Origin of the sequence: Pseudomonas sp., from assembly GCF_049590575.1 — a bacterium.
In the GTDB taxonomy this organism is placed as follows: Bacteria; Pseudomonadota; Gammaproteobacteria; order Pseudomonadales; family Pseudomonadaceae; genus Aquipseudomonas.
Genome location: NZ_JBAWDE010000166.1, coordinates 1 through 13495 on the forward strand (window position 1 = coordinate 1; position 13495 = coordinate 13495).

A 13495-nucleotide genomic window follows, 5' to 3' on the forward strand; every position below is an offset into this window, starting at 1 on the left:
GGCCGGTGCGGCTGCGGCAGCAGGAGCAGCGGCAGCAGCGCTGCCCTCTTCGATCGAGCCCAGCACCTGGTTCGACAGAACGGTAGCGCCCTCTTCGGCAACGATTGCGCCCAGTACGCCGTCAGCCTCGGCCAACACTTCCAGAACGACTTTGTCGGTCTCGATGTCGACGATCAGGTCGTCACGCTTGACGGCCTCGCCTGGTTTCTTGTGCCAGGTGGCAACGGTGCCATCGGCAACCGATTCCGGGAATGACGGGGCTTTGATTTCGATAGCCATTATCTGTGGGTCCTTAAAATTCGGTTTCAGTCAGCGCGAAGGCGTTAAACAGTGAAAGCATCTTGCAGCAGTTTTTCCTGCTGCTCGGCGTGCATCGACGCATAACCACACGCAGGTGCAGCAGAAGCATCACGACCGGCGTACTCAAGGCCAAGGCCTGTCTTGTGGTTACCGATGCTGCGACGCAGGTGATGCTGGCTGCTGTACCACGCGCCCTGGTTCATCGGTTCTTCCTGACACCACACCACATGGGTGAGGTTGGTGTAAGGCGCGATGGCCTCCATCAGGTCGTCTTCCGGGAACGGGTAAAGCTGCTCGATCCGCACGATGGCGATGTCTTCGCGGCCTTCGGCACGGCGTTTTTCCAGCAAGTCGTAGTAAACCTTGCCGCTGCACAGCACCAGGCGAGTGACCTTGGCGGCGTCCAGCGTGTCGATTTCTGGAATAACGGTCTGGAACGAACCGTCGGCCAGATCTTCCAGGGTCGAGATGGCCAATTTGTGACGCAACAGCGATTTCGGGGTCAGCACTACCAGCGGCTTGCGCAGCGGGCGGATCACCTGACGACGCAGCAAGTGGTAGATCTGGGCCGGCGTAGTCGGCACGCACACCTGAATGTTGTGCTCGGCGCACAGCTGCAGGTAACGCTCCAGACGGGCCGAGGAGTGCTCCGGACCCTGACCTTCATAACCGTGTGGCAGCAGCATGGTCAGACCGCACAGACGACCCCACTTGTGCTCGCCGCTGGTGATGAACTGGTCGATAACCACCTGGGCACCGTTGGCGAAGTCGCCGAACTGGGCTTCCCAGATCACCAGCGCGTTTGGCGTGGTGGTCGAGTAACCGTATTCGAACGCCAGTACGGCTTCTTCGGACAGGAACGAATCGTACAGGTCGAAACGTGGCTGGCCTTCGTACAGGTTCTGCAACGGGATGTAGGTGCCCGCGTCTTTCTGGTTGTGCAACACCGCGTGACGGTGCGAGAACGTACCACGGCCGATGTCCTGGCCGGTCATGCGGATCGGGTGACCTTCGAACGCCAGGGTCGCGTACGCCATGGTTTCGGCGTAACCCCAGTTGATCGGCAGGCCGCCGGCTTGCATTTTCTGACGATCTTCGTAGATCTTCGCAACCTGGCGCTGCACCACGAAACCATCTGGAATTTCCAGCAGTTTGGCAGACAGTTCCTGCAGGGTTTTCAGATCAAACGAAGTGTCGTGACGCGCAGTCCAGGCGTGGCCCAGATAAGGACGCCAGTCCACGAACAGCTCTTTGTTCGGCTCTTTGACCAGGCTTTTTACAACATGCAGACCGTTGTCCAGCGCGTTGCGGTATTCATCGATCTTCGCCTGAACACGCTCATCGTCAACCACGCCGGCCTTGGTCAGGCTTTCAGCGTACAGCTCACGGGTGGTGCGCTGCTTGGTGATCTGCTGGTACATCAACGGCTGGGTGCCGCTAGGCTCATCCGCTTCGTTGTGCCCGCGACGACGGTAGCAGACCAGGTCGATCACCACGTCACGCTTGAACTGCATGCGGTAGTCGATGGCGAGCTGGGTCACGAACAGCACGGCTTCCGGATCATCACCATTCACATGGAGGATCGGCGCCTGGATCATCTTGGCAACGTCGGTGGCGTACTCGGTAGAGCGCGCATCCAGTGGGTTGCTGATGGTGAAGCCGACTTGGTTGTTGATGACGATGTGAATCGTGCCGCCCGTCTTGAAGCCGCGAGTCTGCGACATCTGGAAGGTTTCCAGGACCACGCCCTGACCGGCGAATGCCGCGTCACCGTGGATGGAAATCGGCAGGACCTTCTCACCGGTGGTGTCGTTGCGACGATCCTGGCGAGCACGTACCGAACCCTCGACCACTGGAGAAACGATTTCCAGGTGGGATGGGTTGAAGGCCATGGCCAGGTGAACTTCACCGCCGGTGGTCATCACGTTGGACGAGAAGCCCTGGTGGTATTTAACGTCACCGGAACCCAGCTCGACCTTCTTCTTGCCTTCAAACTCGTCGAACAACTCGCGCGGGTTCTTGCCGAAGGTGTTGACCAACACGTTCAGACGACCACGGTGAGCCATGCCGATCACGATTTCCTTGGTGCCGTAGGAACCGGAACGCTGGATCAGCTCGTCGAGCATTGGAATCAGGCTTTCGCCGCCTTCCAGGCCGAAACGCTTGGTGCCCGGGTATTTGGTACCCAGGTATTTCTCGAGACCTTCAGCCGCGGTCACGCGCTCCAGCAAGTGGCTGCGCACGTCGGCGGACAGCACCGGACGGCCACGCACACCTTCCAGACGGTGCTGGAACCAGTGGCGCTGCTCGGAATCGGTGATGTGCGTGAACTCAGCGCCAATGGTGCGGCAATATGTCTGCTGCAACGCTTCGTGAATTTCGCGTAGGCTCGCTTCCTCTTTGCCGATGAACAGGTCGCCGGCACGGAAGGTCGTATCAAGATCGGCATTGGTCAAGCCGTAATGATTGATCGACAGGTCAGCAGGTGCAGGACGCTTCCAGAGCCCCAGCGGGTCAAGCTGGGCCGCCTGGTGGCCACGCATCCGGTAGGCCTGGATCAGTCGCAATACTTCAACTTGCTTCTTTTCATGCTCGCTGCTCACGCTACCGGCGGAAACCGGCTGAGCGCGGCGCTGGTTCTTTGCCAGCAGCACAAACTGATCGCGAATTGTTGCGTGCGATACATCGGTGGCAGCGTTGCCGTCTGAAGACAACGTCTGAAATTTGGTGCGCCATTCTTCTGGCACAGCGTTAGGGTCGTGCAGGTAGAGCTCATAAAGCTCTTCCACATAGGCAGCGTTACCACCTGAAAGATAGCCGCTGTTCCACATGCGCTGCATCACGCTTTCTTGCATGCTTGGTCACCCTCGATTTGGGGACACCACCGGCGAAAACACCGAGTTTGCTTGCAAAAGGCCAAGTGCAGCGACCAAAACAAGCCACTTAGGATCACGCTGATAGTTCGGGTACCAACCCGAATGCCCCTGCTTGTCTCATTTCTTCAAAATAAGAGCCGCGGCTTTGTAAGTCGCTGCTCAAGTTAAAACTACGGCGCCGGTTGAAGCCTGCGCCGCAGCATTTACGGGCACAACGGTCCTGCTTTGCTACAACGTCTGTTACACGCCGCTTTGCAGCAGCATGTTACGGATGTGACCAATGGCCTTAGTCGGGTTCAGGCCTTTGGGACATACGTTGACGCAGTTCATGATCCCGCGGCAGCGGAATACGCTGAACGGGTCATCCAGTGAAGCCAGACGCTCGGACGTCTTGGTGTCACGGCTGTCTGCCAGGAAGCGGTACGCTTGCAGCAGGGCAGCTGGACCCAGGAACTTGTCCGGGTTCCACCAGAAGGACGGGCAAGAGGTCGAGCAGCAAGCGCACAGGATGCACTCGTACAGACCGTCAAGCTTTTCACGCTCTTCCGGGGACTGCAGACGCTCGATGGCCGGAGCCGGCGTGTCGTTCTGCAGGAACGGCTTAACTTTCTCGTATTGCTTGTAGAAGATGCTCATATCGACGACCAGGTCACGGATAACCGGCAAACCTGGCAGAGGACGAACGATCAGCTTGTTACCCTTGACCACGGCGGACAGCGGCGTGATGCACGCCAGGCCGTTTTTGCCGTTGATGTTCATGCCGTCGGAACCGCAGACACCTTCACGGCAAGAGCGACGATACGAGAAACCTTCGTCCTGCTCTTTGATCAGTGCCAATACATCCAGCACCATCAGGTCTTTACCACCGGTATCGACCTGGAATTCCTGCATGAACGGCGCAGCGTCCTGATCAGGGTTGTAGCGGTAAACACTGACTTTCAACATGGCAGCCACCCTTAGTAAGTCCGAATCTTCGGTTCAAACGTCGGAACCGTCTTCGGCGAGAAGTTCACGGCACGCTTGGTCACGCGCTTGTCACCCGGGAAGTACAGGGTGTGGCACAACCAGTTTTCGTCGTCGCGATCTTCAAAGTCCTCACGAGCGTGAGCACCACGGGATTCTTTACGAACCTCGGCGGCAATCGCAGTCGCTTCAGCCACTTCAAGCAGGTTTTGCAGCTCAAGGGCTTCGATACGAGCGGTGTTGAATGCCTGGCTCTTATCGTTGATCTTGACGTTGGCGATGCGCGTGCGCAGGTCGGCCAGCTGGGCGATGCCCTTCTGCATGTATTCGCCGGTACGGAACACACCGAAGTAGTTCTGCATGCAGCTTTGCAGCTCGCGACGCAGGGTAGCCACGTCTTCGCCATCAGTGCGCTCGTTCAGAGCGTTCAGACGCGCCAGGGCAGCTTCGATGTTGGCGTCGGTCGCGTCATCGTATTCGATGCCGTCGGTCAGAGCCTTCTCGAGGTGCAGGCCGGCAGCGCGGCCGAATACCACCAGGTCGAGCAGCGAGTTGCCGCCCAGGCGGTTGGCACCGTGTACCGATACGCACGCCACTTCGCCGACCGCGAACAGACCATGGATGATCTCGTCCTGGCCCTCGGCATTCTGGGTGATCGCCTGGCCGTGAATGTTGGTCGGCACGCCGCCCATCATATAGTGGCAAGTCGGAACAACCGGAACCGGAGCAACCACCGGATCAACGTGAGCAAAGGTCTTGGACAGCTCGCAGATACCTGGCAGGCGGCTGTGCAGGACTTCTTCACCGAGGTGATCGAGTTTCAGCAGCACGTGGTCGCCGTTAGGGCCACAGCCGTTGCCGGCGATGATTTCTTTAACCATCGAGCGCGCAACCACGTCACGACCCGCCAGGTCTTTCGCGTTCGGAGCATAACGCTCCATGAAACGCTCGCCATGCTTGTTGATCAGGTAACCACCTTCACCACGGCAACCTTCGGTCACCAGTACACCAGCGCCGGCGATACCGGTCGGGTGGAACTGCCACATTTCGATGTCTTGTACCGGTACGCCGGCACGCAGTGCCATGCCGACGCCGTCACCGGTGTTGATCAGGGCATTGGTGGTCGACGCGTAGATACGGCCTGCACCGCCAGTCGCCAGAACCGTAGCCTTGGCGCGGATGTAGGTGGTTTCACCGGTTTCGATGCAGATCGCGATCACACCGACGAACTCGCCTTGTGCGTTCTTGACCAGGTCAACCGCGTAATACTCGTTCAGGAACGTGGTGCCGGCTTTCAGGTTGCCCTGATAAAGGGTGTGCAACAGCGCGTGACCGGTACGGTCGGACGCGGCGCAGGTACGGGCAGCCTGCCCGCCTTTACCGTAATCCTTCGACTGACCGCCGAATGGACGCTGGTAGATACGGCCTTGCTCGGTACGGGAGAACGGCAGACCCATGTGGTCCAGCTCGAACACCGCGGCCGGGCCTTCCTGACACATGTATTCGATAGCGTCCTGGTCACCGATGTAGTCGGAACCCTTGACGGTATCGTACATGTGCCAGCGCCAGTCATCGTTCGGGTCGGCGGAAGCGATGGCGCAAGTGATGCCACCCTGGGCCGATACGGTGTGGGACCGCGTCGGGAACACCTTGGTGATCACGGCAGTCTTGTGACCGCCCTGGGCCAGCTGCAGCGCTGCGCGCATGCCAGCACCGCCGCCACCAATAATGATGGCGTCGAATGAAATAGTTGGAATGTTAGCCATGAATCAGATACCCCAAAGAATCTGCACACCCCAGACGAAGTAAGCGAACATCGCAATGCCGCAGACTGCCTGGAAGAGGAAACGTACTGCAGTCGCGGACTTGCCCAGCGCCATCGGCGTCAGGTAGTCGGTCGCGATGGTCCACATGCCGACCCAGGCGTGTGCGCCCAGGGCTACAAGTGCCAGCAGACTGAAGATTCGCATCGCATTGTGGGCAAACAGGCCGTGCCATTGCTCATAGCCGATGCCCGGATTTGCGACGAGGTATCCGATCAGGAAAATGAAATAAGCCGCGAGAACAACCGCAGACACACGTTGTGCCATCCAGTCATAGAGGCCCGAACGCGACAGGTTCGTAACGCTGGTTACCATATCCAAACTCCTGCGAGAACGATCAGCACCACGGAAATGGCGATGATGATTTTCGAGCCCAGGCGGCCGCCTTCCAGCGTCTCACCGATGCCCATGTCCATGATCAAGTGGCGCACACCGGCTACCAGGTGATACAGAAGAGAGGACAGGAGGCCCCATGCTACGAACTTGGCCAGCGGGCTGGTCAAGCATGCCTTCACCTCGGCGTATCCTTCCTCGGAACCCAGGGATTTGCTCAATGCATAAAGCATGATGCCCAAGCCCAGGAACAGGATGATGCCGGAAACACGGTGCAGGAACGACGTAACGCCGGTGATGGGGAGTTTGATGGTCCTTAGGTCTAGGTTTACAGGTCGTTGGCTATTCACGGCTTTTTTTCACACTGAAGAGCCCCTAACAATCAGGGCAAAGTTGTTGGGGAGTGCACTGGTCAGGTAAGCACCACCCAGGGAGTGCGACCCCCAATGAAAGCAAGCCCAAAAGCCCTTGGCGGTCGGTGGCCGAGTATAGACAGTTAGGTTACTAATGACAACGCGCGCTCCTCACCCTAATAGCGGATTGCGCTGGCGGTATAAAAGGCGTAAATGGCAGTCAATTTCGAGGAAAAAGTACGGTTAAAGCCTTCTGGTGCAAGACTTTAGGCAAATTGACATCTGGATTTATATCAATATAGTGGTGCGGGCCCTGCGTGGGGGGTCTGTCTGATGATTTGAAGCATAAATAGGAGGCCACATGGCTGACAAAAAAGCGCAGTTGATCATCGAGGGCGCAGCCCCCGTCGAGCTGCCCATTTTAACCGGCACCGTTGGTCCCGATGTTATCGACGTACGGGGCCTGACGGCCACGGGCCGTTTCACATTCGACCCAGGCTTCATGTCGACCGCCTCTTGCGAGTCGAAGATCACCTATATCGATGGCGATAATGGCATTCTGCTTCACCGCGGCTACCCGATCGAGCAACTCGCCGAACAGTCGGACTACCTGGAAACCTGTTACCTGCTGCTAAATGGCGAATTGCCAACAGCCGAGCAAAAAGCCCAGTTCGTCAGCACCGTGAAGAACCACACCATGGTTCACGAGCAGTTGAAGACCTTCTTCAACGGCTTCCGTCGCGACGCCCACCCGATGGCCGTCATGTGCGGCGTGGTCGGCGCCCTGTCGGCCTTCTATCACGACTCCCTCGACATCAATAACCCGCAGCATCGCGAAATTTCCGCGATCCGCCTGGTTGCCAAGATGCCGACCCTGGCCGCGATGGTTTACAAGTACTCCATGGGCCAACCCATGATGTACCCGCGCAACGACCTGACGTACGCGGAAAACTTCCTGCACATGATGTTCAACACCCCGTGCGAGATCAAACCGATCAGCCCGGTGCTGGCCGCCGCGATGGACAAGATCTTCATCCTCCACGCCGACCATGAACAGAACGCCTCGACCTCTACCGTGCGCCTGGCGGGCTCTTCGGGTGCCAACCCGTTCGCCTGTATCGCCGCCGGCATCGCCGCACTGTGGGGCCCTGCCCACGGCGGTGCGAACGAAGCCGTACTGACCATGCTCGATGAAATCGGCGATGTCTCGAACATCGACAAATTCATCGCCAAGGCCAAGGACAAGAACGACCCGTTCAAGTTGATGGGCTTCGGTCACCGGGTCTACAAGAACCGCGACCCGCGCGCCACCGTGATGAAGAAGACCTGCGACGAAGTGTTGAAGGAACTGGGGATCAAGAACGATCCGCAACTCGAACTGGCCATGCGCCTGGAAGAGATCGCCCTGACCGACCCGTACTTCATCGAACGCTCGCTGTACCCGAACGTCGACTTCTACTCGGGGATCATCCTCAAGGCGATCGGCATTCCAACCAGCATGTTCACCGTGATCTTCGCCCTGGCGCGGACCGTGGGCTGGATCTCCCACTGGAAAGAAATGCTCTCCAGCCCGTACAAGATTGGCCGCCCGCGCCAGCTGTACACCGGCTACGAGTCGCGTGATATCACCAAGCTGGAAGATCGCAAGTAAGCACTCTTTAGCTGCACCGAAAACGGCCTCCCTCAGTGGAGGCCGTTTTTATTTGTGTCGACTGACCTACCCCCATCGAGGGCAAGCCCCCTCCCACATTCAACTGCATTCCAAATGATGTACTCGGTTAACTGTGGGAGGGGGGCTTGCCCCCGATGGCATTGGCACAAGCACCTCATATCCCCCAGACAAAAAAAATGCCCCGGCCTTTCGACCGGGGCATTTCTTGTTCAGCAACAACCCTTAGTGGTTGACCGCCCCACTCGCCCCCAGGCCAGTCTGCGAACGCACAAACTGCGGGAAGTACAGCGCACGCTCTTTCTCTGCCGCCGCCGACTTGTCGGTGATGGAGAAGAACCAGATGCCGACGAACGCAATGATCATCGAGAACAGCGCCGGGTACTCGTACGGGAAGATGGCTTTTTCATGGTGCAGGATCGAGACCCAGATGGTCGGGCCGAGGATCATCAGGCCCACAGCACTGACCAGGCCCAGCCAGCCACCAATCATCGCGCCACGGGTGGTGAGGTTTTTCCAGTACATGGAAAGCAGCAGCACCGGGAAGTTACAGCTGGCGGCAATCGAGAACGCCAGGCCGACCATGAACGCGATGTTCTGGCTTTCGAACAGGATACCCAAGCCGATCGCCAGCACTGCCAGGGCGATGGTGGTGATCTTCGACACGCGAATCTCATCCTTTTCGTTGGCCTTGCCTTTCTTGATCACGCTGGCGTACAGGTCATGGGACACCGCCGAAGCACCCGCCAGGGTCAAACCGGCAACCACTGCCAGGATGGTGGCAAATGCCACGGCCGAGATGAAGCCCAGGAAGATACTGCCGCCCACCGCGTTGGCCAGGTGCACCGCCGCCATGTTGTTACCGCCCAGCAAGGCGCCTGCTGCATCCTTGAACGCCGGGTTGGTGCTGACCAGCAGGATCGCGCCGAAGCCGATGATAAAGGTCAGGATGTAGAAGTAGCCGATGAAGCCGGTGGCGTACAGCACGCTCTTACGCGCTTCCTTGGCGTCGCTTACGGTGAAGAAGCGCATCAGGATGTGCGGCAGGCCGGCGGTACCGAACATCAGTGCCAGGCCCAGGGAGAATGCCGAGATCGGATCTTTCACCAGGCCGCCCGGGCTCATGATCGCTTCACCTTTAGGGTGAACCTTGATCGCTTCGGAGAACAGCGTGTTGAAGTCGAAGTTGACGTGCTTCATCACCATCAGCGCCATGAACGACGCACCGGACAGCAGCAACACCGCCTTGATGATTTGCACCCAGGTCGTCGCCAGCATGCCGCCGAACAGCACGTACAGGCACATCAGGATGCCGACCAGAATCACCGCCACATGGTAATCAAGGCCGAACAGCAACTGGATCAGCTTGCCGGCACCGACCATTTGCGCGATCAGGTAGAACGCCACCACCACCAGCGAACCACAGGCCGAGAGGCTGCGGATCTGGGTTTGGCCCAGGCGATAGGACGCCACGTCGGCAAAGGTGTACTTGCCCAGGTTACGCAGGCGCTCGGCGATCAGGAACAGAATGATCGGCCAGCCCACCAGGAAGCCGATCGAGTAGATCAGGCCATCGTAGCCGGAGGTGAACACCAGCGCGGAAATACCCAGGAAGGACGCCGCCGACATGTAGTCACCGGCAATCGCCAGGCCATTCTGGAAACCGGTGATCTTGCCACCCGCCGCATAGTAGTCGGCCGCCGAATTATTGCGCTTGGAAGCCCAGTAGGTGATGCACAACGTCGCGCCGACAAAGGCCACGAACATCAGGATCGCTGCAATATTCAGCGGTTGTTTGTGCACTTCACCCGTCAATGCATCCGCCGCCCAAACGGCAGGCGCGAAGACCGAAGCGCCGAATACAGACAGTAGACGCCGGATCATTGCGCAGCCTCCTTGAGAATCGCATTGTTCAGGTCGTCGAATTCGCCGTTGGCGCGTCGTACGTAGATGCCGGTGAGGATGAAGGCCGAGACAATCAGCCCGACCCCGATCGGGATTCCCCACGTGATGGATGAGCCGGGGCTGAGCTTGGCTCCCAGCACCTGTGGCCCATAGGCGATAAGCAGGATGAACCCGGAGTACAGCCCGAGCATGATCGCCGAGAGAATCCAGGCGAACCTTTCCCTTTTTCGTACCAGCTCCTTGAAACGCGGGCTGTTTTGAATCGAGAGGTAAATGCTGTCGTTCATTGTTTTTATCCTCGCAGCACAGCTTTTTATTATTTTGGAACGTATCCACTGTATTCGGCTGCAGGAGAGGTTCCAGACGACCTTAGTCTTAGATCGAGTGTAGCGAGGGTTTGCGGGGCTGCAGAAAATGTGGCGGCGCATGAAGCCAATGTGGGAGGGGGCAAGCCCCCTCCCACACAGGTACCGCGGGGGATGTTACTTAGCGATCCACTCCGCTACACGCTCAGGGTGCTTGGCGACCCAGTCCTTGGCCGCTGCATCTGGCTTGGCGCCCTCTTGAATGGCCAGCATGACTTCGCCGATTTCATCCTTGGAGGCCCACTGGAATTTCTTCAGGAAGGCGGCGACTTCCGGCGCTTTCTTCTCCAGGCCCTTGCTGCCGATGCTGTTGACGGTTTCAGCAGCACCATAAATCCCTTTTGGATCGTCGAGGAAACGCAGTTTCCACTTGGCGAACATCCAGTGTGGCACCCAGCCGGTGACCGCAATGGATTCCTGTTTGTCTTCGGCGCGGGTCAGTTCGGCGATCATCGCAGCGCCCGAGCTGGCTTGCAGCTTGTAGTCCAGGCCGTAGGCCTTGATGGCTTCGTCGGTCTTGAGCATCACGCCCGAGCCGGCGTCGATGCCGACGATCTTGTTCTTGAAGGTGGTATCGGTCTTGAGGTCCTCGATGGACTTGGCCTTGACGTACTCCGGCACGATCAGGCCGATCTTCGCGTCCTTGAAGTTGGGGCCGTAGTCGACCACTTTGTCCTTGTTCTTGGCCCAATACTCACCGTGGGTCACGGGCAGCCAGGCGGAGAGCATGGCATCGAGCTTGCCGGTGGCCACGCCCTGCCACATGATCCCGGTGGCGACCGCTTGCAGTTTCACGTCATAACCGAGCTTTTGCTTGATCACCTCTGCCGCCACATGGGTGGTGGCAACGCTGTCGGACCAACCGTCCACGTAGCCGATGCTCAGGGTTTTGCTGTCGGCGCTGGCCAGTGTGGAGCTCATCGCAACTACCAGAGTGGCAGCTGCGCCCAAGAGTCGTCGCATCTTCATCGTACTTCCCCGAAAGTGCTGCGCCCGGCGGATGCCGAGCGACGTCAACCTGTTGTTATGTGGTGCACCCGCGCCCCCTTCACGCGCATCGATCCGGTGGCTGCGACATCAGTGGAGTGCTGACACTTCGATCATCAACCTGCCGGCGCCTTTGACCTGCTCTGTCAGCGACCTCGTACAAGCAAGAAACGACATCACATAGCCAGTAGGACGCTTTGTAGGACTTCGCGCCAGAATCCCGCCCGAACTTTGCATGTCAAAATTATGCTGCCCCACTGGGACGGGACAAATCCGGGTAAGATGCGCGCCTTTGCTCCTCCAGATAAGCCGACCATGCCCGCGACTGCCCGCTTCCCTGCCCTGCCCTATTTTTTCGCTTTGCTCCTCGGCCTGCTGGCCCTTGCCGGCTATTGGTACGGCCTCGGCCGTCCGGTAGTGTTGCCGGACGTCGCCAGCGCCAGTCACAAGCTGCAATGCGCGTCCTACACGCCGTTCGACAAAGACCAATCGCCCTTCGACCAGCCGTTCAAGCTGCGCCCCGAGCGCATGGACGCCGACCTGGCCTTGCTGGCCACTCGCTTCGACTGCATCCGCACCTACTCCATGACCGGCCTGGAAGCCCTGCCGGACCTGGCGCGCAAGCACGGCTTGAAACTGATGGCCGGCGCCTGGGTCAGCAGCGATCCGGTGGCGACCGAAAAAGAAGTCGACCAACTGATCGCTTCGGCCAACACCTACCCCGACGTCGTCACCTCGGTGATCGTCGGCAACGAGGCCTTGCTGCGCAAGGAAGTCACGGCCATGCAACTGGTCAAGCTGATCCAAAAGGTCAAAAGCCAGATCAAGCAGCCGGTGACTTACGCCGACGTCTGGGAATTCTGGCTGAAGCACCCGGAAGTCGCCCCGGCCGTCGACTTCCTGACCATTCACCTGTTGCCGTACTGGGAAGATGACCCGTCGGGCATCGACCAGGCCCTCAAGCATGTGGGCGATGTGCGCCAGACCTTCGGCAACAAATTCGCGCCCAAAGACGTGATGATCGGCGAGACCGGCTGGCCCAGCGAAGGCCGCCAGCGCGAAGCCGCGGTGCCGAGCCGCGTCAACGAGGCCAAGTTCATGCGCGGCTTTGTGGCCATGGCCGAAGCCAATGGCTGGCATTACAACCTGATCGAAGCGTTTGACCAGCCGTGGAAGCGCGCGAGCGAAGGCGCCGTGGGCGGTTATTGGGGCCTGTTTGATGCGGATCGCCAGGACAAGGGCATCCTCGCCGGGCCGGTCACCAATGTGCCGTACTGGCCGCTGTGGCTGGGCGTGGGCGGCATCATCCTGCTGGGTACGCTGGTGCTTGGCGGTCGCCTACGCAGCGCGCGCGCCGCGCTATCGTTGCCATTGCTCGGTGCCGTCGCAGCCGGCTCCATCGGCACGTGGGCGGAACTGACCCGCGTGACCGCGCGCTTTAATGAAGAATGGCTGTGGGCAGGCCTGCTGGTTGCGCTGAACCTGCTGGTACTGGCCCACGCCGCGCTGGCACTCAGCGCCCGCGAAGGGTGGCGCGCGCGCGCGTTCAACTGGCTGGAGCAACGTGCAGGCTGGCTGGTCGCGATCGCCGGGTTTGCCGGGGCTGTAATGATGCTGGCGCTGGTGTTTGACCCGCGTTATCGCAGCTTTCCAAGCGCGGCGCTGGTGCTGCCGGCGCTGGTGTACCTGGTGCGTCCGGTGACTGGGCCGCGTCGGGAGATGGCGTTGTTGGCCTTCATTATCGGCACGGGCATTGCGCCGCAGTTGTTCCGTGAAGGTTTGCTCAACCAGCAGGCGTGGGGTTGGGCGGTAGTGAGTATGCTCATGGTTGCAGCTTTGTGGCGTTGCTTGAGGGTGCGCAAGGCTTAACACCGCCATCGGGGGCAAGCCCCCTCCCACATAGTGTGGGAGGGGGCTTGCC

11 protein-coding genes are annotated in these 13495 nt (G+C 59.3%); 2 read left to right on the forward strand and 9 right to left on the reverse strand.

The window, feature by feature from the left end; all coding sequences use genetic code 11:
- From WBR57_RS11955 to sdhC, 6 genes are all read right to left on the reverse strand, one after another.
- A partial coding sequence (locus tag WBR57_RS11955; protein ID WP_424084004.1) for a biotin/lipoyl-containing protein occupies nucleotides 1-279 on the reverse strand: 279 nt, incomplete at its 3' end.
- Nucleotides 280-323: 44 nt separating this feature from the next.
- Nucleotides 324-3155, reverse strand: coding sequence for a 2-oxoglutarate dehydrogenase E1 component (locus WBR57_RS11960; RefSeq protein ID WP_424084005.1), 2832 nt, complete (start codon nucleotides 3153-3155; stop codon nucleotides 324-326).
- Nucleotides 3156-3416: 261 nt separating this feature from the next.
- Nucleotides 3417-4121 carry a succinate dehydrogenase iron-sulfur subunit gene (locus tag WBR57_RS11965; RefSeq protein ID WP_003172807.1) on the reverse strand — a complete coding sequence of 235 codons (705 nt, stop codon included), beginning with the start codon at nucleotides 4119-4121 and terminating at the stop codon, nucleotides 3417-3419.
- Nucleotides 4122-4132: 11 nt separating this feature from the next.
- On the reverse strand, nucleotides 4133-5905 hold the full coding sequence (gene sdhA / locus WBR57_RS11970) for a succinate dehydrogenase flavoprotein subunit (protein WP_424084006.1): 1773 nt from the start codon (nucleotides 5903-5905) through the stop codon (nucleotides 4133-4135).
- Nucleotides 5906-5908: 3 nt separating this feature from the next.
- The gene (sdhD, locus tag WBR57_RS11975) at nucleotides 5909-6277 is read right to left on the reverse strand and encodes a succinate dehydrogenase, hydrophobic membrane anchor protein (protein WP_003233245.1); all 369 of its coding nucleotides are present in this window, start codon (nucleotides 6275-6277) and stop codon (nucleotides 5909-5911) included.
- Nucleotides 6271-6645: a succinate dehydrogenase, cytochrome b556 subunit gene (gene sdhC / locus WBR57_RS11980; protein ID WP_003190005.1), complete on the reverse strand. Its 375-nt coding sequence runs from the start codon at nucleotides 6643-6645 to the stop codon at nucleotides 6271-6273. Before sdhC ends, sdhD begins: the two co-directional genes overlap by 7 nt.
- Before the next feature lie 364 nt (nucleotides 6646-7009).
- On the opposite strand from sdhC, the gene gltA reads away from it, so the two are divergent.
- Nucleotides 7010-8299: a citrate synthase gene (gene gltA / locus WBR57_RS11985; protein WP_003210575.1), complete on the forward strand. Its 1290-nt coding sequence runs from the start codon at nucleotides 7010-7012 to the stop codon at nucleotides 8297-8299.
- 243 nt (nucleotides 8300-8542) lie between these two features.
- Here gltA and WBR57_RS11990 read toward each other — a convergent pair whose 3' ends face one another.
- The 3 genes from WBR57_RS11990 to WBR57_RS12000 all read right to left on the reverse strand — a co-directional run bounded on the left by WBR57_RS11990 (nucleotide 8543) and on the right by WBR57_RS12000 (nucleotide 11556).
- Nucleotides 8543-10201 carry a cation acetate symporter gene (locus tag WBR57_RS11990; RefSeq protein WP_424084007.1) on the reverse strand — a complete coding sequence of 553 codons (1659 nt, stop codon included), beginning with the start codon at nucleotides 10199-10201 and terminating at the stop codon, nucleotides 8543-8545.
- The gene (locus tag WBR57_RS11995) at nucleotides 10198-10509 is read right to left on the reverse strand and encodes a DUF485 domain-containing protein (protein WP_057014105.1); all 312 of its coding nucleotides are present in this window, start codon (nucleotides 10507-10509) and stop codon (nucleotides 10198-10200) included. The genes WBR57_RS11990 and WBR57_RS11995 overlap by 4 nt, the downstream gene beginning before the upstream one ends.
- 195 nt (nucleotides 10510-10704) lie before the next feature.
- Complete coding sequence (locus WBR57_RS12000) at nucleotides 10705-11556, reverse strand: glycine betaine ABC transporter substrate-binding protein (RefSeq protein WP_424084008.1); 852 nt, start codon at nucleotides 11554-11556, stop codon at nucleotides 10705-10707.
- 333 nt (nucleotides 11557-11889) lie between these two features.
- Between WBR57_RS12000 and WBR57_RS12005 the strand changes: the two genes are divergently transcribed.
- Nucleotides 11890-13443 (forward strand): glycosyl hydrolase family 17 protein, encoded by a 1554-nt coding sequence (locus WBR57_RS12005; protein WP_424084009.1) that lies wholly within the window; start codon nucleotides 11890-11892, stop codon nucleotides 13441-13443.
- Nucleotides 13444-13495: the final 52 nt, after the last annotated feature.